The organism is Flavobacterium sp. 38, assembly GCF_057799715.1.
Map to the genome: position 1 here is coordinate 197,261 of NZ_JBYNWZ010000003.1, position 22,831 is coordinate 220,091.

Consider the following 22,831-nt stretch of genomic DNA (forward strand, 5'->3'; position numbering starts at 1 on the left):
CTCCTTCGTCGAAATGACAAAAAAGCAGAAAAATTAAGCACATAGAAACATAGTTCTTTTCTTTGAGCAAAAGAGTTTAAAAACAAATCTAGATTTGAACACATAGACATAGCTATGTGAATTTAGACAAATGAAATGCCTTTATAGACAAAGTAAACTATGATTCTATGTGTTAAAAAACAAACCCAAAAAACTAGCTATCCACATGAAATTTAGACCAATATTATCCATTCTACTTTTTGGAAGCCTTTTTGTCACTGCACAAAACAAAACCACTGTAAAAGAATACAAAAAAGCATTTACGACTTATCCTTTTTCAGATCCTGATCCGATTCCGAAGCCGGATACTAAGTTTTATCCGTATTTCCGTTTTGATGGGTTTACCGATAAACCAATCCAGAAAGAATGGAAAGTAATCGAAATTGAAAACGATTATATCAAACTGACAATCTTGCCTGAAATTGGCGGAAAAGTTTGGTCAGCAATCGAAAAATCTACAGGAAAAGATATTGTTTACAATAATCACGTTGTGAAATTCAGAGACATTGCCATGCGCGGACCGTGGACAAGCGGCGGCGTTGAAGGCAACTACGGAATCATCGGGCACACACCAAACTGCGCGACTCCTGTCGATTATAAAATCATAAACCGAGAAGACGGAAGCATTAGCTGCGTTATTGGAGTTTTGGATTTATTAACGAGAACTTCTTGGAAATTAGACATTAACCTGCCAAAAGACAAAGCTTATTTTACTACAAATTCATTTTGGTCAAACACAACCGAATTCGAACAGCCATATTACACTTGGATGAATACGGGTATAAAAGCAGCTGAAAATCTGCAGTTTATTTATCCGGGACAAACTTATATTGGTCATAACGGCGAATACAATTCGTGGCCAATTGACAAAGAAAATGGCAAAGATTTATCATTCTACAAAAACAACAATTTCGGCGGTTACAAATCGTATCACGTATTCGGAAAATACGATGATTTCTTTGGAGGATATTATCACGATGAAGACTTCGGAATGGGAAGATATGGCAATCATGATGACAAACCAGGCAAGAAAATCTGGATTTGGGGATTATCTCAACAAGGAATGATTTGGGAAAAATTATTAACCGATACTGACGGGCAATACGTTGAAGTTCAAAGTGGAAGATTATTTAATCAGGCGAGCGAAGGCAGTAATCTTACGCCTTTCAAACAGCGTTCGTTTGCTCCTTATCAAACCGATACTTGGACAGAATACTGGTTTCCTGTAAAACAGACCAAAGGTTTTGTAAAAGCCAATAATTATGGTTCTGTGAATATTAAAAATGAAAATGGCTGGCTGAAAATCTACTTTTCTCCGCTTCAAAAATTAAACGAAAAAATCGAAGTTTTTGAAAACGACAAAAAAGTATATTCTAAAGATATCGCATTAAATACGATGCAAACTTTCAAAGATTCCGTTAAGATAAAAGTCGATTCGAATAAATTGAAATTTGTTTTGGGCGAAAATAAATTGGTTTGGAATTCGGCTCCGGAAGACGGAAACATCAATCGTCCTTTAGAAATTCCGAAAGATTTCGATCATAATTCCATTTACGGATTGTATTTGCAGGGGAAGAATTACATCAGTTTTAAAGATTATATACTTGCCGAAGAAAAACTTAATGCCTGCCTAAAATTAGATGCTAACTACGCTCCTGCTCTTTCTGCATTGGCTTCTTTACAAATCAGAAAATTAGATTATAAAGGTGCTATAAATTCAGCGAGCAAAGCTTTAGCCATTGATACTTATGATGCAGCTGCGAATTATTTTTACGCTTTAGCGAATTTACATTTAGGAAATATAACCGATGCAAAAGATGGTTTTGACATCGCAGCTGCAAGTGTAGAGTTTAGAAGTCCAGCTTATACGGCTTTAAGCAAAATTTATTTAGCAGAAAACAATCTGCCAAAAGCAGTTGAATATGCTGAAAAAAGTCTCGTAAACAATCAATACAATGAAGAAGGTTTACAAGTTTTAGCGGTTTTATATCGTCTTCAGAATAGTGCTGAAAAAGTAAATTCGGTTTTAAAAACCATTGCAACACTTGATCCATTGAATCATTTTGCTGATTTCGAAAAATACCTTTGGAACAATTCAAACGAATCCAAATTGGCTTTTACATCAGCTATTCAAAATGAAATGCCGGAACAGACATTTTTAGAATTAGGTATTTGGTACAATAATATAAGCCGAAAAGAAGACGCTTTAAAAGTTTTTTCTATTGCAGAACCAAGCGCAGAAATTATTTATTGGAAAGCTTTCTTAGAAAACAAATCGGTTGATTTAAATAAAATTAAGCCTGGAACGAGTTTTCCTTTTAGAAATGAAACGGCTGAAATATTAAAATCATTAATAAAAACCAACGATCAATATCAATTAAAATATCATTTAGGTTTAATTGAATGGAATCGAAATAATATCGCTTCCGCTAAAGAATTGTTTTCACAATGTGGCACAAAACCAAATGATCCTGCTTTTTATGGCGCCAAAGCTTCTTTATTTAAAGATGATGCTACAATTGTATTGGCAAGTTTGCAACAAGCCATAAAATTAGATCCGCAAGGTTGGAGATATCATAAAATGCTGGCTGAACATTATATAGTTCAAAAACAATTTGATAAAGCGCTTGCTACTGTTGAGCCTTTCTATAAAAAACATCAAGACAATTATTTGCTTGGAATGCTGTACGCTAAAACTTTATTGCTAAATAAAAAATATGCTGAAGCCGACCGGTTCTTAACCAAATTGCAAATTCTTCCATTTGAAGGCGCAATCGCAGGAAGGCAATTGTATCACGAAGCGAAATTGATGCAGGCTTTGGCTGAAATGAAAAACAAAAATTATAAAAAAGCCTTGCAATTTATTGCCGATGCCAAACTGTTTCCAGAAAATTTAGGCGTTGGAAAACCGTATGACGAAAATATTGATGAACGTTTAGAAAACTGGCTCGATTATCAATGTTACACCAATCTTGGAAACAAAGAAATGGCTTCAAAATCTTTGGATAAAATCGTGGCTTTTCATCCAATAGTTGATAATACGGTGATGAACTTTCTTCCAGCAAATCAATTGGTTTCGGCTTGGGCGATTGAAAAAACTTCTTCTTCTCAGGAAGCTGAAAAATGGCTGAAAAAGCAAGCTGATTTATATCCGACAAATAAAATAATCCAATGGAGTTTATTGGCTTACACCAAAAAACAATCGAATATTTTAAGCGAAGATGAAAAAGACGGCGAAGTCAGAATTATCGAAAAACTGTAAAGAACTTTCAAAAAATATAAAATGAAAAAACATTTTTTAAAATATACTCTTCTTGGATTGGCTTGTTTTCTGAGTCCAAATACAGAAGCTCAAAACAAAGCGGAAAAGACAGATGAATTATCCATTTATCGTGCTGTTCCTTTAAAAACACATGATTTAATTCATACCAAACTAGAAGTTTCTTTCGATTACGGAAAGCGTTATTTGTATGGAAAAGAATGGATTACTTTAAAACCTCATTTTTACGAAAGTGACTCTCTTAAACTTGACGCAAAAGGAATGGATTTTAAAGAAATTGCTATTATTGACGGGAAAAAAAGTATTCCGTTACAATACAAATACAACAACGAAGAGCTTTCTATTGCTTTAAACAGAAAATATAAAAGCACAGAAAAATATACGATTTACATTAATTACACAGCTAAACCAGAAGAATTAAAAAGCAAAGAAGGAGAATCTATTGTGGATTCTAAAGGTTTGTATTTTGTAAATCCTGACGGAAAAGCAGATAAGCCAACTCAAATCTGGACACAGGGCGAAACAGAAGCTTCGTCTTGCTGGTTTCCAACAATCGACAAACCGAATCAGAAAACAACTTCGGAGATTGCGATGACAGTGGAGTCAAAATACACAACACTTTCAAACGGAAAATTAGCTTCTCAAAAAATAAATAAAGACGGCACAAGAACAGACATCTGGAAAATGGAACAACCGAATGCGCCTTATTTATTTATGATGGCCGTTGGAGATTTTAAAATCTATAAAGATTCATATAACGGAAAAGAAGTTAGTTATTATCTAGAGCCAAAATACGCGCCTTATGCCAAACAGCTTTTCGGAAAAACTCCTGATATGATTAATTTCTACAGCAAAATGTTGGGCGTAGAATATCCGTGGGCAAAATATTCACAGATTGTAGTGACGGATTTTTTTGGCGGCGCAATGGAAAATACGTCTGCAACGGTTCACGGCGGTTATGTACAAAAAACGGCAAGAGAATTATTGGACAATAACGAAGAAAGCACTGTAGCACACGAACTTTTTCATCAGTGGTTTGGAGATTTGGTCACTGCTGAATCCTGGTCAAATTTAACAATTAACGAATCTTTCGCCACTTTTGGAGAAGTCCTTTGGCACGGTCACGACGCGGGACAAGACGCAGAAGACAGATCCCGTTATGAAAAACTGCAAAATTATCTTCGTTCGCAAAAAAATGGAAACAGCGAAATTTTAACACGTTTTCATTACCGAAAAGCCGATGATATGTTTGATAACATCAGTTATTCTAAAGGTTCGATTATTTTGTATGCTTTGAAAAACCATATGGGCGACGAAGCATTTTTTAAATCGCTGAAACAGTATTTAACTACAAATGCTTATAAATCGGGAGAACCGCATCAATTGCGTTTGGCGATGGAAGATGTTACGGGAAAAGACTGGTTGCCTTATTTTGATCAATGGTATTTTAATGCTGGAAGTCCGATTTTGGATGTTAGTTATAGATATGCAAACGGAAAAATCATCATTACTATAAATCAATCTCAGGATAGTGCTGTGCAGACTTTTACTCTTCCGTTAAAAGTTGATTTTTATGTAAATGGAAACAAAATCAGAAAGGATATTTTAATTAACAAAAGGCAGCAAAGTTTCAGTTTTGATCTTCCTTCAAAACCCGAATTTATAGATTTAGATCCTGATAAAATTTTGGTTGGCGAAGTTAACATCGATAAAAAAACAGCAGCTGATTATCTTTTTCAATATAAAAATGCACCATCATACTATAACCGAATCGAAGCTATAAAATTTGCATCAAAAGACAGAAGTCAGGAATCGCAATTGATCTTGCTTGAAGGCTTAAAAGATCAGCAAGAAGATTTAAGAGTTTTGAGCATTAAAGCAATTGATTTGAATGAAAAACAAACCAAAGATCAGGTTTTAAAAACGCTTCTTGATATAGCTAAAAACGATAAGAAAACAATTGCGAGAGCAAATGCGATTATAAAACTAGCTTCTACAGAAGATGCTTCTTATAAAGGTTTGATGGAGGAAAGCGCCAAAGAACAATCTTATAATGTAATTGCAGCAGGAATAATAGGATTGACAAAATACGCTCCAACCGAAGCAGATAAAGCATTAAATTCATTAGACGACGATACTAAAAAACATGTAGCGCCTTTAATGAAAAGATTTAGTAGTCAAAAATAATTATTAAAATCCTTGGATTGTTTTGTTTTTGAAAACCTCTCTAATTTGGTTCATTAGAGAGGTTAATTTTAGATTGAAATTTAAACACATAGAAACATAGGTTTTTGCCACTTCTAGAATAAGATTACAAAAAAAGCAAGCTTTAACACATCGTTTTCTATGTGCATTAAGATTAGTGAAACGCCTTTTTTTAAGTTTACAATAACTATGTTTCTATGTGTTAAAAAAATATACCCAACGTATAAAAATGAATATCACCATTGAATAAAAAAATTACGCATTTATGAAAATTACTTTTTTTAAACCTTTTATAGTTCTTTTTCTTTTGTTCGGATGGACAATTGCTTCCGCACAAATGATTAAGACCAAAACACCTTCTCGTCCAAAAGGACAGCAAGATGTATTAAGAATGGCCGCAGATCCGATTCCGACAGTTCGTGTTGCCTTTATCGGACTTGGTATGCGTGGCCCAGGCGCTGTAGAGCGTATGACACATATTCCGGGTGTTGAAATTGTGGCGCTTTGCGATATGACTCAGGAAAATACGGCTAAATCAAATGAAATATTAACCAAAGCCGGTTTTCCAAAAGCGCAAGAATTTTATGGCGATGAAAATGCATGGCGTAAAGTAACCGCTCTTCCAAATGTTGATTTAGTTTATGTTGCAACAGACTGGCTTCATCACGCAGTTATTGGCGTTCAGGCCATGAAAGACGGAAAACATGTTGCTATAGAAGTTCCGGGAGCTTTAACCATGAAAGAAATCTGGGAACTGATTGATACTTCTGAAAAAACGAGAAAACACTGCATGCAGCTGGAAAATTGCGTTTACGATTTCTTCGAATTAACGACTTTAAACATGGCACAGCAAGGGCTTTTTGGAGAAATTCTTCATGCTGAAGGTTCTTATATTCATGGTTTACAGCCATTTTGGGGTGAATATTGGAACAACTGGAGAATGGATTATAACATTAAACACCGCGGTGATATTTATGCGACACACGGTATGGGGCCCGCTTGTCAGGCATTAAACATTCATCGTGGTGACAAAATGAATTTCTTGGTTTCTATGGATACAAAAGCAGTTGGAAATCCTGCTTACATCAAAGAAAAATCGGGTCAGGAAATTAAAGATTTTAGAAACGGAGATCATACCATGACAATGATTCGCACCGAAAACGGAAAAACGATTCATATTCAACACGATGTTACTTCTCCTCGTCCCTACAGCAGAATGTATCAGCTGAGCGGTACAAAAGGTTTTGCAAATAAATATCCGCTTGAAGGTTATGCGCTTGACGGAAAAGAATTAGGCGACGATGTAAAACCAAATCACGAAAAATTGAGCGCACATTCTTTTGTTCCTGAAGAAGTGAAAAAAGCTTTAATGGAAAAATACAAACATCCGATCGCAAAAGGAATCGAAGAACAAGCAAAAAAAGTTGGCGGTCACGGCGGAATGGATTTTATTATGGATTACCGTTTAATCCACTGCCTTCAAAAAGGGCTTCCGCTTGATATGGATGTCTACGATTTGGCTGAATGGTCTTGTCTTGGCCCGTTAACCGAAATTTCTTTAGACCATAATTCTGCTCCTGTAGAAATACCCGATTTTACTCGCGGAGGCTGGAACAAACTTAAAAAATTAGAGTTTTCAGAATAAATAATTTATTGGTTGATTAGTTAGTAGCGAAAAGGGCATCTAAAATTTAATTTAGACGCCCTTTCTTATTTGTTTTTTGCTAAGATTTAATTCCAGTTAAAAGAAATTTTCTTTTCAATTTCACTGCTTAAACTCAAAAACACCGGACAAGTCATAGCAGCACGTTCTAGAATAGTTCTGCTTTTTTCATCGGCATTGCTTTTCATTTCAAAAACAATTTCGATTGCACCAATTCTTCTTGGTTCTGCGTTCATAATTTTAGTTACTTCTGCTGTCGATCCAACAAAATCAACTTCCAAATCACGGGCTTTAATTCCCATAATGGTCATCATGCAGCTTGCTAAAGCATTTGCAACTGTATCTGTTGGAGAAAACGCTTCTCCTTTTCCGTTATTATCTAGTGGAGCATCAGAAATGATTTCACTTCCTGATTGCACGTGAATTGAGCTTGTTCTTAAATCTCCTAAATAGGTTACTTTTGATGTCATTAATTTGCTACTTTTAAAGTTAAATCGCTATCGTAATACAAGATGTACACTCCTTTATTAGCGTGTCCGCCATCTTCTTTTCTGTAATATTGAAATTTATTATCTACTTGCTGAGTCGTCATCAAATCGGCAGTTTCTTGAAATGTTTTTCCTTGAACTAAACGCATCATTGTGTCAAACGTAACGTCAAAACCTCTCGTTGCATAAGACGTTGGATTGGCTTTGTTTTTAAGACGGTATTGTTTTTCATAAATCAAAACTGGCTGTTCGTCACTTTCGCGAGTTACAGATGGATACATTAATTTCAGTTTTACCAAATTCTCGAAATTGATTTCATCGGTATCCAAAGTACTGTTTGGTTCTAAAATTACCAACTGAACCTGACATGTTTTCTGAGAATCCAACAACGCTTTTATTGTTGCTTTAACCATCGCTGTATTACCCGTTTCCATCACAACATAATTCATACGATTTGGCATCAATAGACTTTTTAAATTAGCCACATCCAAACCTCCCGTTTCAGTCAAAGTAGCAAAAGCAACTCCTCTTTGATTTTGTTTGATGTAGTTAATAACCGACTCTTTTTTCTTATCTACTACCGCTACAATATTTCCGTTTTTAGAACGCATAAAATCAAAAACCGCATTTCTGATTACGTCGCTTGAAGGTACTGTTTGATATAAATTATTAATCGGATTCGCGCTGTCTTTTGATAAAGGCGAAATTACCGGAACGCCATTAGAAAGAAGCATGTTTGCTGTTGTTTCTGCATTATTCTGGTAAAATGGTCCAATTACAGCATCTGCATCTTGAAGTTTCGAAAGCAATCCTACCACATTAGACGTTGTTTTGGTTTCTTGCGAATCATAAATAGAAACATCAATTGGCAGTTTTAATGTTTTTGCAGAATCAATCGCCATCATAGCTCCAGAATAAAAATCTAAAGTCATATTTAAGAACTTATCATTTTTAATTCTGTTAGCCGTTCCAGAAGTATCGCTTTGCACTTTTGCTAAATTAAACGGAAGCAATAAAACTACTTTTTTGCGTTCGTTTGTTTTCTTTTTAGTCAAAGCCACAACTTCAGCATTATTTTCTTCAGATTCTACTCTGTCTACAATTTTAATACCGCCACCACCAGTGTTTTCAACTGGTTTGGCAACTGTTGCCCCACCACTAGTAACAGGCACTTGAGCTGCAATAATTGGAGCTGGAGCCACATATCCGGCAGGAACTTTTAAAACCATTCCCTCTTTTACACCTTCAGAAAGTGACGGGTTTAACGCCACTAATTCTTCTTGAGATAAATGGAAAACCCTTCCTAAACTATAAAATGTTTCTTTAGGTTTCACCTGATATTCCATATAAGAAACTGCTTTTTTAGAAGTTTCTACAGGCTTTTTATTTTCTGCAGCTTTTGCAGTTTCTACTGGAGCAGCTTCTGTTTTTGGAGCTTTTCCTTTTATCGTCAATCTATAACCAACTGGCAGACTATTTACAATATCTGGATTGCGTTTTTCCAATTCGTCAACCGTCATATTGTACTGTTTTGCAATTCCAAACTTAGTTTCTTTTGGCTGTACATCGTGGTAAACATATTTTTCAGCACCTTTTTCTTTAGCAGGTTTTGCAGCTGTTTTTGGAGCAGATCCTTTTGCAGGAATAACCAGTTTCTGTCCAATCTGAACACCTGTTTTTTCCAAAGTAGGATTTGCCGCTTTTAAAGTTTCCTCTGAAATTCCATACTTGTGCGTAATGCTGTAAAACGTTTCTTTTGGTTGCACTTCATGAATAATCTCTTTTCCTGAAGCAGCAGCTGTTTTAGTTTCAGAAACTTCTTTTTTTGCTTCTCCTGATTTTGTCGGAATCAGCAACACAGAATTCGGCACCAAACCCGTTCTTGCGTCTGGATTATATTGGTAAATATCATAAGGCGTTACCTTAAATTTCTGCGCAATCTGATTAATCGTCTCACCGCTCGATACTTTATATTTCACCACTTTTTCTTGCGAAAATGCAGTTGAAGTCATAAAAAATACGAAGGACAATACTGTTAAATAATATTTCATAATAAGGCTTAAAACAATTTAATTTCTAATTCTAAAATAAGTTACAATTTTACTAAAAGCAAAATTCGCGCCGTTTGTTTTATTGCTGTAAAAATTACCTCAGATCGATTTCTACTTTTGCAATAATGATTTCTTTATATAACTCATCTTCTTCTTTTTTCTTGCATTTGTAAAGCACTTCTTCCATGTTTTCGAACTTATCGGCGTAAACATAATACGAAAGGCTGTTAATGTTGAAAAAGAAACTAGCGTTAAATTCTCCAGAATCAATCAGTTTCATAATAAACTTATCTCGGTCAACCGCGTCTGTAAATATACCTAAAACTAAGTAATACCCGTTTGAAACTTCTTTAAGATTATCATAAACTTCCACTTTTACGGTTTTATCAGTCCTTAACGGATTGTCTTTCAATTCCTGTTTCATTTCTTCTAAAGAAATAGTTTTTGAATTTTCTCCCGAATTATTGTTCTTCTGTTTTTTGATCGCTTCATCCTGATATTTTTTCAGTTTAACTAAAGCCAATTTATCATCAAATTTTCGCGCTTCCATGCTATAATAAGAAGCTTTACTAATATGTCTTTTTACTTCAATTTTCTTTTGAATATCCAACGAATCAATTTTAGCAATTAAAAGCTGATTCTGTTTATCGCCTTGCTCCTGCTCAATTTTATATTTTTTTATTTCTTCTAAAGAAAGTCGCTGTTGTAAAGAAGTAGTATTGTTATTTTTTTCGCTTTCGCGGATTTTCCTCTTATACTCCTGATTTTCCTCAACTGCGATTTTTTCAACCTTATTCATCAAACCGGCATACACTTTTCTGTTTTCTGCCAATTCTTTTTTCAGTTGAGACGATAATTCATTGGTTTGATTGATTCCTTCAGAAGATTGCTTTTCTAATCTTTTAGATTCTTCTACATTCAAAATATCCATTCGCTTCAGTTCTTTCAAATCATTATTCATTGAAGTAACCAGCGAATCTAATTTTGCCATTAAAATATCTTGAACATTTTTATTTGCTTCTAAAACCAAACGCAGCTTTTCAACCGAATTTTCTTTAGAACCATTCATATCGTTCAGATTCACTTTCAGATCATTAATCTTTATAATTTTCTGATTCATTTCTTTCTGCACCACCAAACGATCCTTCAAATCTTCAATTTCAACCGTTTTGGCTTTTGTTTTTTCAACTACAACTTGTTTTTCAGCTAAAGCCAGCATCAGTTCTTCGCTTTCATTTGTTGGTTTTATCGCGGAAGTGTTAATAGCCAATTTATTTCCAACAATTAATCCGTTTACGATTTCAGGATTTTGAGATTCTAACTGATCGATTGAGATACCGTATTTCTTGGCGATCGAAAATTTAGTTTCTTTCGGTTCTACAACATGAAAAACCGTTTCTTGATTAATGACACGAACTCTTCCATCTAAAGTTTTTCTTTTGTTCGGAATAGAAATCGTCTGACCAATCTGCAATCCGTTAATCAAAATGTCTTTATTTAAATTTTCTAAATCCTGAACCGAAACATTGTATTGTCTCGCAATGCTGAATAACGATTCTTTGGCAACAACTTGATGCGTTGCTTTTGAAGAACTTGGAATTTCTGTTTTTAGATTATGATCTGAATTTTGAGGAATAATTAATTCTTGACCTATTTGAAGTCCGCTAGCCAGAATTTCCTGATTTGCATTTTGAATGGCTTCTACCGAAACATGGTACTGTTTTGAAAGTCCGAAAAGTGTTTCTTTTGGCTGAACGACATGTTTTAATTGCGCATTATGACTTGGAGCCGTTTCAGCATGAACGGGAATCTTTAAAATTTGATTTTCCTTAATGCCGTTTTGAGATTCTGGATTAAGTTTGTAAATCTCATCAATAGAAACCTTATACTTTTGGGCAATAAAATAAGCAGTTTCTCCTTTCTGAATTTGATATTCAATAATTGAATCTTGTGCAGTTATTTTGTTAAAAGACAGAATAAACACAAGAGAAATCGTTAAAAACTCTCTCATAAATAGTAGGTTATAAAAATTAGGGCTTTACAAATGTAACTTAATTTTAAAAAAATACTACTATTATCTCTAGGTTTGTTACAACTTAGAACACTAAAGAGTTTCGCATCAAAAAGTTATGATTTCACTCCTATATAAACAAAAAAATGCCCACAAAAGTGAGCATTTTTTATCATTTAAAAGCAATATTTTTTATTCCCACTCAATTGTTGCAGGTGGTTTTGAACTAATATCGTAAACGACACGATTCACACCTTTTACTTTGTTGATAATGTCGTTAGACACTTTCATCAAGAAGTCGTAAGGTAAATGAACCCAGTCAGCCGTCATACCATCTGTCGATTCTACAGCTCTAAGCGCTACTACTTTTTCGTAAGTACGCTCATCACCCATAACACCAACACTGTTTACAGGAAGCAGAATTGCTCCAGCCTGCCAAACTTTATCGTATAATCCCCAAGATTTTAATCCTTCGATGAAAACAGAATCAACGTCTTGTAAAATTCTAACTTTCTCTGGAGTAATATCTCCTAAGATTCTGATAGATAATCCAGGTCCTGGGAAAGGGTGTCTTCCTAATAGTTCTGGATCAATTCCTAATGTAGCTCCAACTCGTCTTACTTCGTCTTTGAAAAGCATTCTAAGCGGTTCTACAATTTTCAATTTCATATAATCTGGCAATCCACCAACGTTGTGATGCGATTTGATTGTTGCAGAAGGTCCTTTTACAGAAACAGACTCAATAACGTCTGGGTAAATTGTTCCTTGCGCCAACCATTTTACGTCTTCTAGAAGGTGTGATTCATCATCAAAAACTTCGATAAATACACGCCCGATAGTTTTACGTTTGGTTTCAGGATCGCTGATTCCGGCTAATTCGCCAAGGAAACGATCTCCTGCATCTACACCTTTTACGTTTAATCCCATTCCTTTGTATTGATCTAATACATTTTGGAATTCGTTTTTACGCAAAAGTCCGTTGTTAACGAAAATGCAATATAAATTTTGTCCGATTGCTTTGTTTAATAAAACTGCGGCTACAGTAGAATCTACTCCACCAGAAAGGCCTAGAACTACTTTATCGTTTCCTAGTTTTTCTTTCAATTCTGCTACCATTTCGTCAACGAAAGCATTTGGAGTAAAGTTTTGAGGAACTTCAGCAATTTTAACTAAGAAGTTTTCCAACATCTTTTTTCCATCAGTTGAATGGTAAACTTCTGGATGGTACTGAATTGCATAAGTAGTCTCGCCTTCAATTTTATAAGCAGCATATTCTACATCATGCGTGCTTGCCAATTTTACCGCATTTGTTGGTAAAGCTTTGATACTGTCACTATGAGACATCCAAACTTGGCTATTTTCTGAAACTCCATCAAAAAAAGTTTCACCTTCTTTAATATAAGACAAGTTAGCTCTACCATATTCTCTTGTGTTTGAAGCAGCAACTTCTCCACCACTAAAGTGTGCTAAATATTGTGCTCCGTAACAAACAGCAAGTAAAGGCATTTTACCTCTAATTTGCGATAAATCAGGATGCGGTGCGTCTTCTCCACGAACAGAGAAAGGGCTTCCTCCTAAAATTACGGCTTTATAACTTGATAAATCACTTGGAATGTGATTGTAAGGAAAAATTTCGCAGAATATATTTAATTCGCGAACTCTACGCGCAATAAGCTGAGTATATTGCGATCCGAAATCTAAAATAAGTACGTTGTGTTGCATGCGCAAAAGTACTTTTTATATTCGAAAAGTAAAAATCGGAAGTATGAAAAAAAATATTTTTTTTTCATACTTCCGATTTTAGGTTCAAAGTGACAAAGTAACAAAGGTTCAGAGGTAAAATTCAAAAGGCATTAACCTTTGCAACTTTGAGCCTTTGTAACTTTGTCACTCTAAAGAAATCCATTTTCCCAAAAACTTCGTAATTAGGAAAAAACAATTTTAAACAAACCCAAAAAACAAAGTTTCATTTTTTCTTAGTTTCTCTGTCACTTTGAAACTTTGCAACTTTGTAACTAAAAATTAACTATGAAATCAAAACTTATCGCTCTGACGGCTTTTCTGTCTATCTTTTTTTCTTCTTGTGATGCTGTCGATGATTTATTGACTTTTACTATTTCGAATAATGCTTCGATTAAAATCCAGAGTACTTCACCAATTAATCTTCCTTCGGAGATTATTACGCCAGAAGTCACAACCAATTCTTCAGCTGAATTTGAAAATAATAAAACAAAGGCCAGTTTAGTAAAAGACGTAAAAATCAGATCGCTGAAATTAGCGATTACAGAACCTTCAGATAAGACTTTTACGTTTTTAAAATCGATTCATCTGTATATTTCCACAGCCAATTCAGAAGAAATCGAATTAGCGTACCAAGACAATATTAACGTCTCAAGCAACACGATCGATTTGATTTGTACCGATAAAAGATTGGATGAATATATTAAAGCAGATAGCTACAAAATAAGAACTAAAGTTACCCTAAAAGAAACTTTGACAAAAGATGTAACGGTAAAAGCAGAAATGAAATTTAAGGTTACTGCAGATCCATTTTGATCAAAGTAACAAAGTGACAGAGTAACAAAGGTTCAAAGAAAGTAAGTGTAAAAACTTTGTCTCTTTGAACCTTTGTCTCTTTGTTACTAGCGCTGCAAGCGCTCTATTCTTTAGTTACGACAATAGACGCCTTAAATCCTGCGGCAAGATTGTCCCAATAATCATTTGTTACCAGATTGCCTTTATCGTCGTAGACTTGTATTTCTGCGGTGTTTCCTCCTAGTGTACCTATATTTAAGGCTTCGAAATCTAATTTATTAAAACCTTGTCCGAGGTTAATTTTTACTTGCTGGAAATTGGAGTCTAATAAAAGTCGGTCGCGGATTACCTGATCATTTGAAGATACTTTTACCAAATCGCCGTCGATAGCTCCAAAGTCTCGGAACTTCACTATAAAATATTCCGATTTGGTTTTAAAATCACCCAAAGAAATATTTCTCTTTACCAAAACGCCACGGCCTTCTCGCAATCCTGCATCTTTCAAGGCTTTATCCAAATCTTTTTCCATTTTGGCTACGTAACGATCGCCAGGATTAGCAAAATCGGTCTCGGTAGACATGGTAAACTTGCTTTTTTCTTCTCCTATCTGAAATTTTGATTTTGGAGTTATGGTCGTATTTTCAAAAACGTTGGGTGTTTTAATACTCGGAACATCAAGCGTATTTGCCTGCGGATCTTTTACGTCAGGAATTGGAGTCTTTTTGGGCTTTGCAGTAAACTTTCCTCCAGGAATAGTTTTGAATTTAGTATTAAATTCGGCTTGGGCTGATACTGACAATGCAGTAAAAAATAATATGAAAAATAAAATGTGCTTCATTGAAAAAAGTATTATCGAATCGGCTTTTTATGATTAATATAACCAAAAGTCCTGCTTCACAAAAATAGTATAATTAAGTTAGCTACTACAACTTTAGGAGTTTTATAACATTAAATTAAGCTAATTTTTGGAATCAAAAAACCTGCCAAAAGATGGTTTTTCTTCGAAAAAAAATCTCAAACCTAAAATTCCAAATTCCAAAAGCAGATTAATATCATTTTGAAAATCAGCAGATTTTTCTTAACTTCAAAGCTTTATTTACCATTTATAAAATCATAAGAAAATGGATTATATAGATTATTACAAAGTATTAGATGTTACGAAAGCTGCTACTGAAGCAGACATCAAAAAAGCATATAGAAAACTGGCGAGGAAATATCATCCTGATTTGAATCCGAATGATAAAGAAGCCGAAAAAAAATTTAAGGAAATAAATGAAGCTAATGAAGTTTTAAGCAATCCCGAAAATCGAAAAAAATACGACAAATACGGAAAAGACTGGAAACATGCCGACGAGTTCGAAAAAGCAGGTTACGATCCGAATCAGCAGCAAAGCAGACAAAGCAGTTCTCAATATTCTGAAGGCGATTTTTCTGGTTTTGGCGGAGACTTTTCTGGAAGTGATTTTTCAGATTTTTTCAATTCGATGTATGGCGGCGGAAGAAGCAGATCGCAGTCCAAATATAGAGGTCAGGATTTTAATGCTGAATTGGAATTGGATCTGAAGTCTGCTTACACTACACACAAACAAAATCTAACTGTAAACGGAAAAAATATCCGAATCACCATTCCTGCAGGCGTCGAAAACGGACAGATTATAAAAATTCCAAATCATGGCGGTCCTGGTGTAAACGGAGGTCCAAATGGCGATTTGTATATCACTTTTAATATCTCGAATAATTCAGATTTTAAACGTGAAGGAAATAATTTGTATGCCGAAGCTCCGATTGATTTATACACGGCAATTTTGGGTGGAGAAACCTACATCAATACTTTTGACGGAAAAGTAAAAATCAAGGTTCCAGCAGAAACTCAGCCCGGAACTAAGGTAAAACTGAAAGGAAAAGGATTTCCTGTTTACAAAAAAGAGAATCAATTTGGCGATTTGTACATCACGTACACAATCAAAATTCCAACGAATCTGTCGGACAAAGAAAAAGAATTATTTGAAGAATTAGCAAAACTAAGAAAGTCATGAAAAACAGAAATTTAATCCAGATAAAACAGTTTTGTTTGTACCACGAAATTGAAAATACTTTTATAACCGAACTTCACAATTATGGTTTGATACATATTGTTGTGGAAGAAAATGACGAATTTTTAGAACCAGAACAATTGCCAACCATAGAAAAAATGATTCGCATGCATTATGATCTCAAAATTAATCTGGAAGGAATTGATGCCATTGCAAATCTTCTGAATAAAATTGAAATCTTACAGCAGAATTTGAATACGGTGCAAAATAAGCTTCGCCTTTACGAAGAAAAACAAACCGATTAACAAATTAATATCACAAAAAAGCTTGAATTTCTGAATTGATTTCAAGCTTTTTTTAATTCCTTTCAGGAGCATAATTCTTAAATTGCAGCATCTTAAAATTAACCTGAATTTGCTTTTAAAACCATACTGACAAATTCGCAAAAATTGTAAAAATGAAAAGAGAAAACATCTTAACTGGATCTCCGTGGGAAGACAAAATGGGATATTGCCGAGCGGTAAGAATTGGCAACATCGTTGAAGTTTCTGGAACTGTAGCCATTGTTGACGGCGATAAAGTAAAAGCTGATGACGCTTACGCGCAAACCTATAATATTTTGGAGCGAGTTGAAAAAGTTTTGGAAGATTTAAATGTGGGAATGAAAGATGTTATTAGAACTAGAATTTTCACTACCGATGTTTCTACTTTTGAAGAAGTGGCAAGAGCGCATTCTGCTTTTTTTAAAGATATAAAACCAACAACGGGATTTTATGAAATCAGTAAACTGGTTGCTCCAGAATACTTGGTTGAAATAGAATTTACTGCTGTTGTTCAGTAATTTTTTTTTGCCACGAATTTCACGAATTGCACTAATTTTTTCTTTTTTGCCACAGATTAAAAGAATTTAAAAAGATTTCTTTTTTTTTATTTTTAAAATTAAAACATATTAATTCGTGAAAATTGGTGAAATTCGTGGCAAACTATTTTTAGCAATCCTAAATGACTTCCCTAAATCCAAAACAATTACTTCTTGATATTCCTAAATGGATTGTTATTTGTGTATTGATAGGATTTCTTTCTGGCTCGGCTTCTGCTTTTTTCTTAGTTTCCTTAGAATGGGTTACGCAATTTAGAATTCAGCACGATTGGATTGTGTGGCTTTTGCCTTTCGGCGGATTTCTGGTTGGTTTGAGTTATTATTATTGGGGAGAATCTGTTGCAAAAGGAAACAATCTTTTATTGGAAGAATACCAAGATCCCAAGAAAATCATTCCGTTCAAAATGGCGCCTTTAGTTCTTTTAGGAACTTTGCTCACACATTTATTTGGAGGTTCAGCTGGTCGCGAAGGAACTGCGGTACAAATGGGAGGCGCAATTGCCGATCAGTTTACAAAGCTTTTTAAACTTGATAATGCAGAACGCAGAATTTTAATCATTCTCGGAATAAGCGCGGGTTTTGCTTCTGTTTTCGGAACTCCTTTAGCTGGTGCAATTTTCGCTTTAGAAGTTTTATATTTTAGTAAAATCAATTTCAAAAGCATTTTACTTTCTTTTCTAGTTGCTTACGTTGCTTATTTTACGGTAGAATTTTGGCAAATAAAACATACGCATTACAGCATTCCAACAATTCCAGAACTTAGTTTAAACAACGTTTTTTATACTATAATTGTAGGTCTTCTTTCTGGATTTGCGGCTTTATTATTTTCGCGAAGCACACACTTTTGGGGTTCACTTTTTTCAAAAAACATTAAACATCCTCCGCTTCGTCCCGTAATTGGCGGAATTGTTTTAGCGATTGCCATTGCTGGTTTCGGTTTTACTAAATTTTCTGGTTTGGGAGTTCCTGTAATTGTAGATTCCTTTTCAAATCCAAACCCTTGGTACGATTTTCTGCTTAAAATTTTATTTACAGGATTTACTTTAGGCGCTGGTTTTAAAGGCGGAGAAGTTACACCGCTCTTTTTTGTTGGCGCGACTTTAGGCAGTGCTTTGTCAACCGTTATTCCGATGCCGATTGCTCTTTTAGCCGGAATCGGATTTGTGGCTGTTTTCTCAGGCGCAACCCACACTCCTATTGCCTGCACCGTTATGGGAATGGAATTATTCGGAATTGCTCCAGGTATCTTTATCGCAATTGCCTGCACAATTGCTTATTTTTCTTCGGGTTCTGTTGGAATTTACAAATCACAGATTGTGAAAGGTGCGAAGTATAAGTTGTATCAGAAGTTTCAGAAGAAAGAACTTCAGAATTTATAAAAAATAAAAATTCAAATTTTTAAATTCCAAATCCCAATTAATTTACTTCAACTACTACAACGGATTAAAATCCGTTGCTACAAAACAAATCGTTCCTAAGGAACTTAAACATTCAAAAAAATCTGCGTCAATCAGCGTTTTTGCGATAGCGAATCCGTGTCATCTGCGTTCTACTTTTACACAACAATTTAAATCCCAAATTCCATAACAGGACTGAACACTAAACAATCTGAACACTGACCACTTAAAAAATCTGACCACTAACCACTGAGATCTAAAAATATTTTCAGCATTACATTAAAAACTGTAAATTCGCACACTATGAAAATACAAGATATTCAAGCGATTCAATTATTACTCGCCACCCCAAAGAAAATTGTCATTATTCCGCATAGAGGGCCAGATGGCGATGCAATGGGATCTACATTGGGTTTATACCATTTTTTAATTAAAAACAATCATCAAGCAACGGTAATTGCTCCGAATGATTTTCCTAATTTTTTAGCTTGGCTTCCAGGATCTGAAACGGTAAAAATTTTCGAAAAAGAAACTGAAATCTGTACACAGCTTTTAGAAGAAGCCGAAATAATTTTTACGCTTGATTTTAATGCTTTTCACCGTACAGGCGAAATGATGGAGAATGTTTTAGCAAAACTGAATGCTACTTTTATCATGATCGATCATCATCAGAAACCTGATGATTATGCTGCTTATACTTATTCAGACACTTCATACGGATCGACTTGTGAGATGGTTTATAATTTCATCGATTTCTTAAACAAAAGAGAAGATATCGATAAAGACATTGCAACTTGCATCTACACAGGAATTCTTACTGATTCTGGTTCGTTTCGTTTTCCAGGAACAACTGGAAACACGCACAGAATCATAGCCGAATTAATTGATTTAGGAGTCGAAAATACACAGATTCCGGTATTGCTTTTTGATAATAGTTCTTTCAGCAGATTGCAGCTATTAGGGCGCGCTTTGCAAAACATGAAGATACTTGAAGATCATAAAACTTCGTATATGACGTTAACACAAGAAGAGCTAGATTCTTTTAATTATGTTAAAGGCGATACAGAAGGAATTGTTAATTATGGCTTAAGTATAAAAGATATTGTTTTTACTGCTATTTTTATCGAAAATAAAGAAGAAGGCATTATCAAGATTTCTTTCCGTTCACAAGGAGGTTTTGATGTGAATCAGTTTGCACGAGATCATTTTAACGGCGGCGGACACAGTAATGCAGCTGGCGGAAGATCGGAAGTTTCGATGGAAGAAACAGTAAATAAATTTGAAGATTTAGTAAAGAAACTAAAATTATAGTCCAAATCATGAATAACCTAAAACTTAGCATTTACACTTTGCTTATTGCTGTTTTGTCAATCAGCTGTAAGCATCCTGAAGAAGCCAGAAGACCTATTTCGAGTGCTTCGGGAACATTCATGAAAAAATCGGCTGACCGAAACAAGAAATTAGTGGCAAATGAAGAAGATGTCATTAAAAAAATAATCAAAAGCAATCCGAAAGTAAAATATTATGCCACTCCAAAAGGCTATTGGTTTTGCTATGAAGAAAAAAATGCAACCGAAACTTTGGCTCCAAGAAAAGGCGATATTGCTTACTTTAATATGGAAGTGAAAGATATAAAAGGAAATGTCATTTATTCCGAATCTGATCTTGGTCCACAAACCTATTATGTAGACAAACAAGACATTATGATGGGGCTTCGTGACGGAATTAAAAGAATGCACAAAAATGAAACTGTGACTTTTTTATTTCCATCACACATGGCGTACGGATATCACGGTGACAACAAAAAAATTGGAACAAACGAATCTTTAATGGTTACTGTAACACTTAGAAATTTTGTTCCAGATCCGGCTGCACCAACTGCAAAACCAGCAGCACAGCCTTCACAAACCGTAACACCAAAACCTGCCGCTGCAAAACCTGCGGCTCCAGCTAAAAAAGACACATTAACTCAATAAAACAATATCTTAAAATGAAAAAGAGTATTTTATTATTACTAATAGCCGTAAGCTCATTTTATTCTTGTAAAGACGATCACAGTAATCTGCCAGATGGTTTATATGCCGATATCGAAACAAACAAAGGTCACATCATTGTAGAGCTTGATTACAAAAAAGCGCCAATTACAGTTGCAAACTTTGTAACTCTTGCAGAAGGTAAAAACGAGTTTGTAACACATGAAGACCTTAAAAAGAAACCTTTTTTTGATGGTTTAAAATTTCATAGAGTTATCGAAAGTTTCATGATTCAGACTGGAGACCCATTAGGAACAGGTTCTGGAGATACTGGTTATAAATTTAAAGATGAATTCTCTGATTTAAAATTTGACAAAGCTGGAGTCTTAGCAATGGCCAATAACGGACCTGGAACAAATAGCAGCCAATTTTTCATTACGCATGTCGAAACTCCTTGGTTAGACGGAAAACATACTATTTTTGGTCATGTTGTAGAGGCTAAAGATCAGGAAGTCGTAAACAAAGTAGTGCAAGGCGATAATATTGTTTCTGTAAAAATCATCAGAAATGGTGAAGCTGCAAAGAAATTTGACGCTGTAAAAGTATTCCACGATTATTTTGCTGACATTGCAAAAGAACAAAGTAAATATGCTGAAGTTCAGAAAGAAAAAGTAGCTTATTATGCTTCTATTAAACCAAAAGCAACTAAAACAAACTCTGGTTTAGAATTTGTTATTACAGAAAAAGGTTCTGGTAAAAAACCAGCTATTGGAACTCAAATTTATATTTCTTATTCAGGATTTCTTGAAGATGGAACTTTATTTGATTCAAGCGTTGCTGATGTAAATAAAGCTTTTGGAAAATATGATGCTGCAAGAGCTGAACAAAACGGCTATCAGCCAATTCCGTTTCAGGCAGGGAAAAAAGATGGCCTAATTCCTGGTTTTATCGAAGGAATTGAGCAACTATCATTTGGAGATAAAGCAGTTTTATTTATTCCTTCTCACTTAGCTTATGGAGCGACTGGAGCTGGAGGAGTTATTCCACCAAATGCAAACATCATTTTTGAGATTCAGTTATTAGAGAAACCGTAATTATTTAATCACAGACTTAAATTTAAATAATAATGAAGTTTAAATTTCTTTTTTTATTCTGCTTGGCAGTAGTAAATATTCAGGCTCAAACTAAAAAGCCTGCTGCAAAACCAGCAGCAAAACCTACAACTAAAACAGCGGTTGCTGCAAATCCTGGCGACGGAATTTTTGCTACAATCTCTACTACAAAAGGAGATATCGTTTTATCGCTAGAATATGTAAAAGCTCCTGTTACAGTGGCTAATTTTATCACTTTGGCAGAAGGCACAAATCCTAATGTAAAAGCGTCTCTTAAAGGAAAACCATTTTATAACGGATTAAAATTCCACAGAGTTATTAATGACTTCATGATCCAAGGTGGTGATCCAGACGGAAATGGTTCTGGAGGTCCAGGATATTCATTTAAAGATGAATTTGTAGACGATTTAAAATTTGAAAAAGGCGGTGTTTTAGCAATGGCAAATTCTGGTCCAGCAACAAACGGAAGCCAATTTTTTATTACGCATAAAGATACTCCTTGGCTAAACGGAAAACATACTATTTTTGGTCATGTAGTTTCTGGAATGGACAATGTAAACAAAATTGTTCAAGATGATGTAATGACAAAAATCGTTATTACACGCAAAGGTGCAGCCGCAAAGAAATTTGATGCATTAAAAGTTCTTAGCGATGATGTAAAAAAAGAGGCTGCTAAAAAAGAAGAAGCTAAAAAAGTAGTAACGGCTAAAGCGGCTTATTTTAAAGACTTAAAAGCAAAAGCTACTGCAACTGCGACAGGTCTAAAATATGTTGTTACACAAAAAGGAACTGGCGTTAAAGGTGCTGAAGGATCTAACATCTATTTTCACTACGCGGGATATTTTGAAGACGGTAACTTATTTGACAGCAGCATGGCTCCAGTAGCAAAAGCATACGGAAAATATGATGCTAACAGAGATGCTCAAGGCGGGTACAAAGCTTTTCCTTTTACAGTTGGTAAAAAAGAAGGAATGATTCCTGGTTTCATCGAAGCGCTAGATATGATGACAGACGGAGAAAAAGCAACTTTCTTCCTGCCTTCAAACTTAGCTTATGGCGAAAAAGGTGCTGGCGGTGTAATTCCACCAAATGCAACTTTAGTGTTCGAAATTGAAACCTACCAAAATCAGCCTAAGTAATTATAATAGAGAACATTTGTTCTTT

The 22,831-nt window shown here is 34.8% G+C and carries 17 protein-coding genes; 12 read left to right on the plus strand and 5 right to left on the minus strand.

The window, feature by feature from the left end; genetic code table 11:
- Positions 1-205: 205 nt before the first annotated feature.
- The 3 genes from AC3E9W_RS09575 (at position 206) to AC3E9W_RS09585 (ending at position 7,169) form a co-directional block, all read left to right on the plus strand.
- Positions 206-3,301 (plus strand): DUF5107 domain-containing protein, encoded by a 3,096-nt coding sequence (locus AC3E9W_RS09575; protein WP_488768179.1) that lies wholly within the window; start codon positions 206-208, stop codon positions 3,299-3,301.
- 21 nt (positions 3,302-3,322) lie between these two features.
- Positions 3,323-5,506 (plus strand): M1 family metallopeptidase, encoded by a 2,184-nt coding sequence (locus tag AC3E9W_RS09580; protein WP_488768180.1) that lies wholly within the window; start codon positions 3,323-3,325, stop codon positions 5,504-5,506.
- Between the two features lie 283 nt (positions 5,507-5,789).
- A complete protein-coding gene (locus AC3E9W_RS09585; RefSeq protein WP_488768181.1) occupies positions 5,790-7,169 on the plus strand; it encodes a Gfo/Idh/MocA family protein in 1,380 nt (459 codons plus the stop codon).
- An 86-nt stretch (positions 7,170-7,255) separates the two neighbouring features.
- Here the strand turns inward: AC3E9W_RS09585 and AC3E9W_RS09590 are convergent, their stop codons facing one another.
- The 4 genes from AC3E9W_RS09590 to guaA all read right to left on the minus strand — a co-directional run bounded on the left by AC3E9W_RS09590 (position 7,256) and on the right by guaA (position 13,459).
- The gene (locus tag AC3E9W_RS09590; protein ID WP_306156697.1) at positions 7,256-7,657 is read right to left on the minus strand and encodes an OsmC family protein; all 402 of its coding nucleotides are present in this window, start codon (positions 7,655-7,657) and stop codon (positions 7,256-7,258) included.
- Positions 7,657-9,726, minus strand: coding sequence for a LysM peptidoglycan-binding domain-containing protein (locus AC3E9W_RS09595; RefSeq protein WP_488768182.1), 2,070 nt, complete (start codon positions 9,724-9,726; stop codon positions 7,657-7,659). The genes AC3E9W_RS09590 and AC3E9W_RS09595 overlap by 1 nt, the downstream gene beginning before the upstream one ends.
- Before the next feature lie 94 nt (positions 9,727-9,820).
- On the minus strand, positions 9,821-11,737 hold the full coding sequence (locus AC3E9W_RS09600; protein WP_488768183.1) for a LysM peptidoglycan-binding domain-containing protein: 1,917 nt from the start codon (positions 11,735-11,737) through the stop codon (positions 9,821-9,823).
- 192 nt (positions 11,738-11,929) lie between these two features.
- Entirely contained in the window at positions 11,930-13,459 is a 1,530-nt protein-coding gene (guaA, locus tag AC3E9W_RS09605; protein WP_184164142.1) for a glutamine-hydrolyzing GMP synthase, read from the minus strand.
- A 306-nt stretch (positions 13,460-13,765) separates the two neighbouring features.
- Between guaA and AC3E9W_RS09610 the strand changes: the two genes are divergently transcribed.
- Positions 13,766-14,293 (plus strand): hypothetical protein, encoded by a 528-nt coding sequence (locus AC3E9W_RS09610; RefSeq protein ID WP_306156704.1) that lies wholly within the window; start codon positions 13,766-13,768, stop codon positions 14,291-14,293.
- A 103-nt stretch (positions 14,294-14,396) separates the two neighbouring features.
- Here AC3E9W_RS09610 and AC3E9W_RS09615 read toward each other — a convergent pair whose 3' ends face one another.
- Complete coding sequence (locus AC3E9W_RS09615; protein WP_456893517.1) at positions 14,397-15,071, minus strand: hypothetical protein; 675 nt, start codon at positions 15,069-15,071, stop codon at positions 14,397-14,399.
- A gap of 322 nt (positions 15,072-15,393) precedes the next feature.
- Here AC3E9W_RS09615 and AC3E9W_RS09620 point away from each other — a divergent pair, with 322 nt between their 5' ends.
- The 8 genes from AC3E9W_RS09620 to AC3E9W_RS09655 all read left to right on the plus strand — a co-directional run bounded on the left by AC3E9W_RS09620 (position 15,394) and on the right by AC3E9W_RS09655 (position 22,806).
- Complete coding sequence (locus tag AC3E9W_RS09620) at positions 15,394-16,308, plus strand: DnaJ C-terminal domain-containing protein (RefSeq protein WP_488768184.1); 915 nt, start codon at positions 15,394-15,396, stop codon at positions 16,306-16,308.
- The gene (locus tag AC3E9W_RS09625) at positions 16,305-16,610 is read left to right on the plus strand and encodes a chaperone modulator CbpM (protein ID WP_488768185.1); all 306 of its coding nucleotides are present in this window, start codon (positions 16,305-16,307) and stop codon (positions 16,608-16,610) included. The genes AC3E9W_RS09620 and AC3E9W_RS09625 overlap by 4 nt, the downstream gene beginning before the upstream one ends.
- Before the next feature lie 152 nt (positions 16,611-16,762).
- Positions 16,763-17,146, plus strand: a complete 384-nt coding sequence (locus AC3E9W_RS09630) for a RidA family protein (protein ID WP_125719262.1) — start codon at positions 16,763-16,765, stop codon at positions 17,144-17,146.
- A 161-nt stretch (positions 17,147-17,307) separates the two neighbouring features.
- Positions 17,308-18,564, plus strand: a complete 1,257-nt coding sequence (locus AC3E9W_RS09635; RefSeq protein ID WP_488768186.1) for a voltage-gated chloride channel family protein — start codon at positions 17,308-17,310, stop codon at positions 18,562-18,564.
- 321 nt (positions 18,565-18,885) lie between these two features.
- The gene (locus AC3E9W_RS09640; RefSeq protein WP_488768187.1) at positions 18,886-19,893 is read left to right on the plus strand and encodes a DHH family phosphoesterase; all 1,008 of its coding nucleotides are present in this window, start codon (positions 18,886-18,888) and stop codon (positions 19,891-19,893) included.
- A gap of 8 nt (positions 19,894-19,901) precedes the next feature.
- Positions 19,902-20,558: a gliding motility-associated peptidyl-prolyl isomerase GldI gene (gldI, locus tag AC3E9W_RS09645; RefSeq protein WP_306156718.1), complete on the plus strand. Its 657-nt coding sequence runs from the start codon at positions 19,902-19,904 to the stop codon at positions 20,556-20,558.
- Positions 20,559-20,572: 14 nt separating this feature from the next.
- Positions 20,573-21,649, plus strand: a complete 1,077-nt coding sequence (locus AC3E9W_RS09650) for a peptidylprolyl isomerase (RefSeq protein ID WP_488768188.1) — start codon at positions 20,573-20,575, stop codon at positions 21,647-21,649.
- A gap of 32 nt (positions 21,650-21,681) precedes the next feature.
- Complete coding sequence (locus tag AC3E9W_RS09655; protein WP_488768189.1) at positions 21,682-22,806, plus strand: peptidylprolyl isomerase; 1,125 nt, start codon at positions 21,682-21,684, stop codon at positions 22,804-22,806.
- Positions 22,807-22,831: the final 25 nt, after the last annotated feature.

Excerpts from the sequence above, each read along its gene's own strand:
- AC3E9W_RS09635 (WP_488768186.1), top strand. The coding sequence starts at position 17,308 with ATGACTTCCCTAAATCCAAAACAATTACTTCTTGATATTCCTAAATGG.
- AC3E9W_RS09600 (WP_488768183.1), bottom strand. The coding sequence starts at position 11,737 with ATGAGAGAGTTTTTAACGATTTCTCTTGTGTTTATTCTGTCTTTTAAC.
- AC3E9W_RS09625 (WP_488768185.1), top strand. The coding sequence starts at position 16,305 with ATGAAAAACAGAAATTTAATCCAGATAAAACAGTTTTGTTTGTACCAC.
- AC3E9W_RS09620 (WP_488768184.1), top strand. The coding sequence starts at position 15,394 with ATGGATTATATAGATTATTACAAAGTATTAGATGTTACGAAAGCTGCT.
- AC3E9W_RS09595 (WP_488768182.1), bottom strand. The coding sequence starts at position 9,726 with ATGAAATATTATTTAACAGTATTGTCCTTCGTATTTTTTATGACTTCA.
- AC3E9W_RS09640 (WP_488768187.1), top strand. The coding sequence starts at position 18,886 with ATGAAAATACAAGATATTCAAGCGATTCAATTATTACTCGCCACCCCA.
- AC3E9W_RS09585 (WP_488768181.1), top strand. The coding sequence starts at position 5,790 with ATGAAAATTACTTTTTTTAAACCTTTTATAGTTCTTTTTCTTTTGTTC.
- guaA (WP_184164142.1), bottom strand. The coding sequence starts at position 13,459 with ATGCAACACAACGTACTTATTTTAGATTTCGGATCGCAATATACTCAG.
- AC3E9W_RS09650 (WP_488768188.1), top strand. The coding sequence starts at position 20,573 with ATGAAAAAGAGTATTTTATTATTACTAATAGCCGTAAGCTCATTTTAT.
- AC3E9W_RS09630 (WP_125719262.1), top strand. The coding sequence starts at position 16,763 with ATGAAAAGAGAAAACATCTTAACTGGATCTCCGTGGGAAGACAAAATG.
- AC3E9W_RS09655 (WP_488768189.1), top strand. The coding sequence starts at position 21,682 with ATGAAGTTTAAATTTCTTTTTTTATTCTGCTTGGCAGTAGTAAATATT.
- AC3E9W_RS09575 (WP_488768179.1), top strand. The coding sequence starts at position 206 with ATGAAATTTAGACCAATATTATCCATTCTACTTTTTGGAAGCCTTTTT.
- AC3E9W_RS09610 (WP_306156704.1), top strand. The coding sequence starts at position 13,766 with ATGAAATCAAAACTTATCGCTCTGACGGCTTTTCTGTCTATCTTTTTT.
- gldI (WP_306156718.1), top strand. The coding sequence starts at position 19,902 with ATGAATAACCTAAAACTTAGCATTTACACTTTGCTTATTGCTGTTTTG.
- AC3E9W_RS09580 (WP_488768180.1), top strand. The coding sequence starts at position 3,323 with ATGAAAAAACATTTTTTAAAATATACTCTTCTTGGATTGGCTTGTTTT.
- AC3E9W_RS09590 (WP_306156697.1), bottom strand. The coding sequence starts at position 7,657 with ATGACATCAAAAGTAACCTATTTAGGAGATTTAAGAACAAGCTCAATT.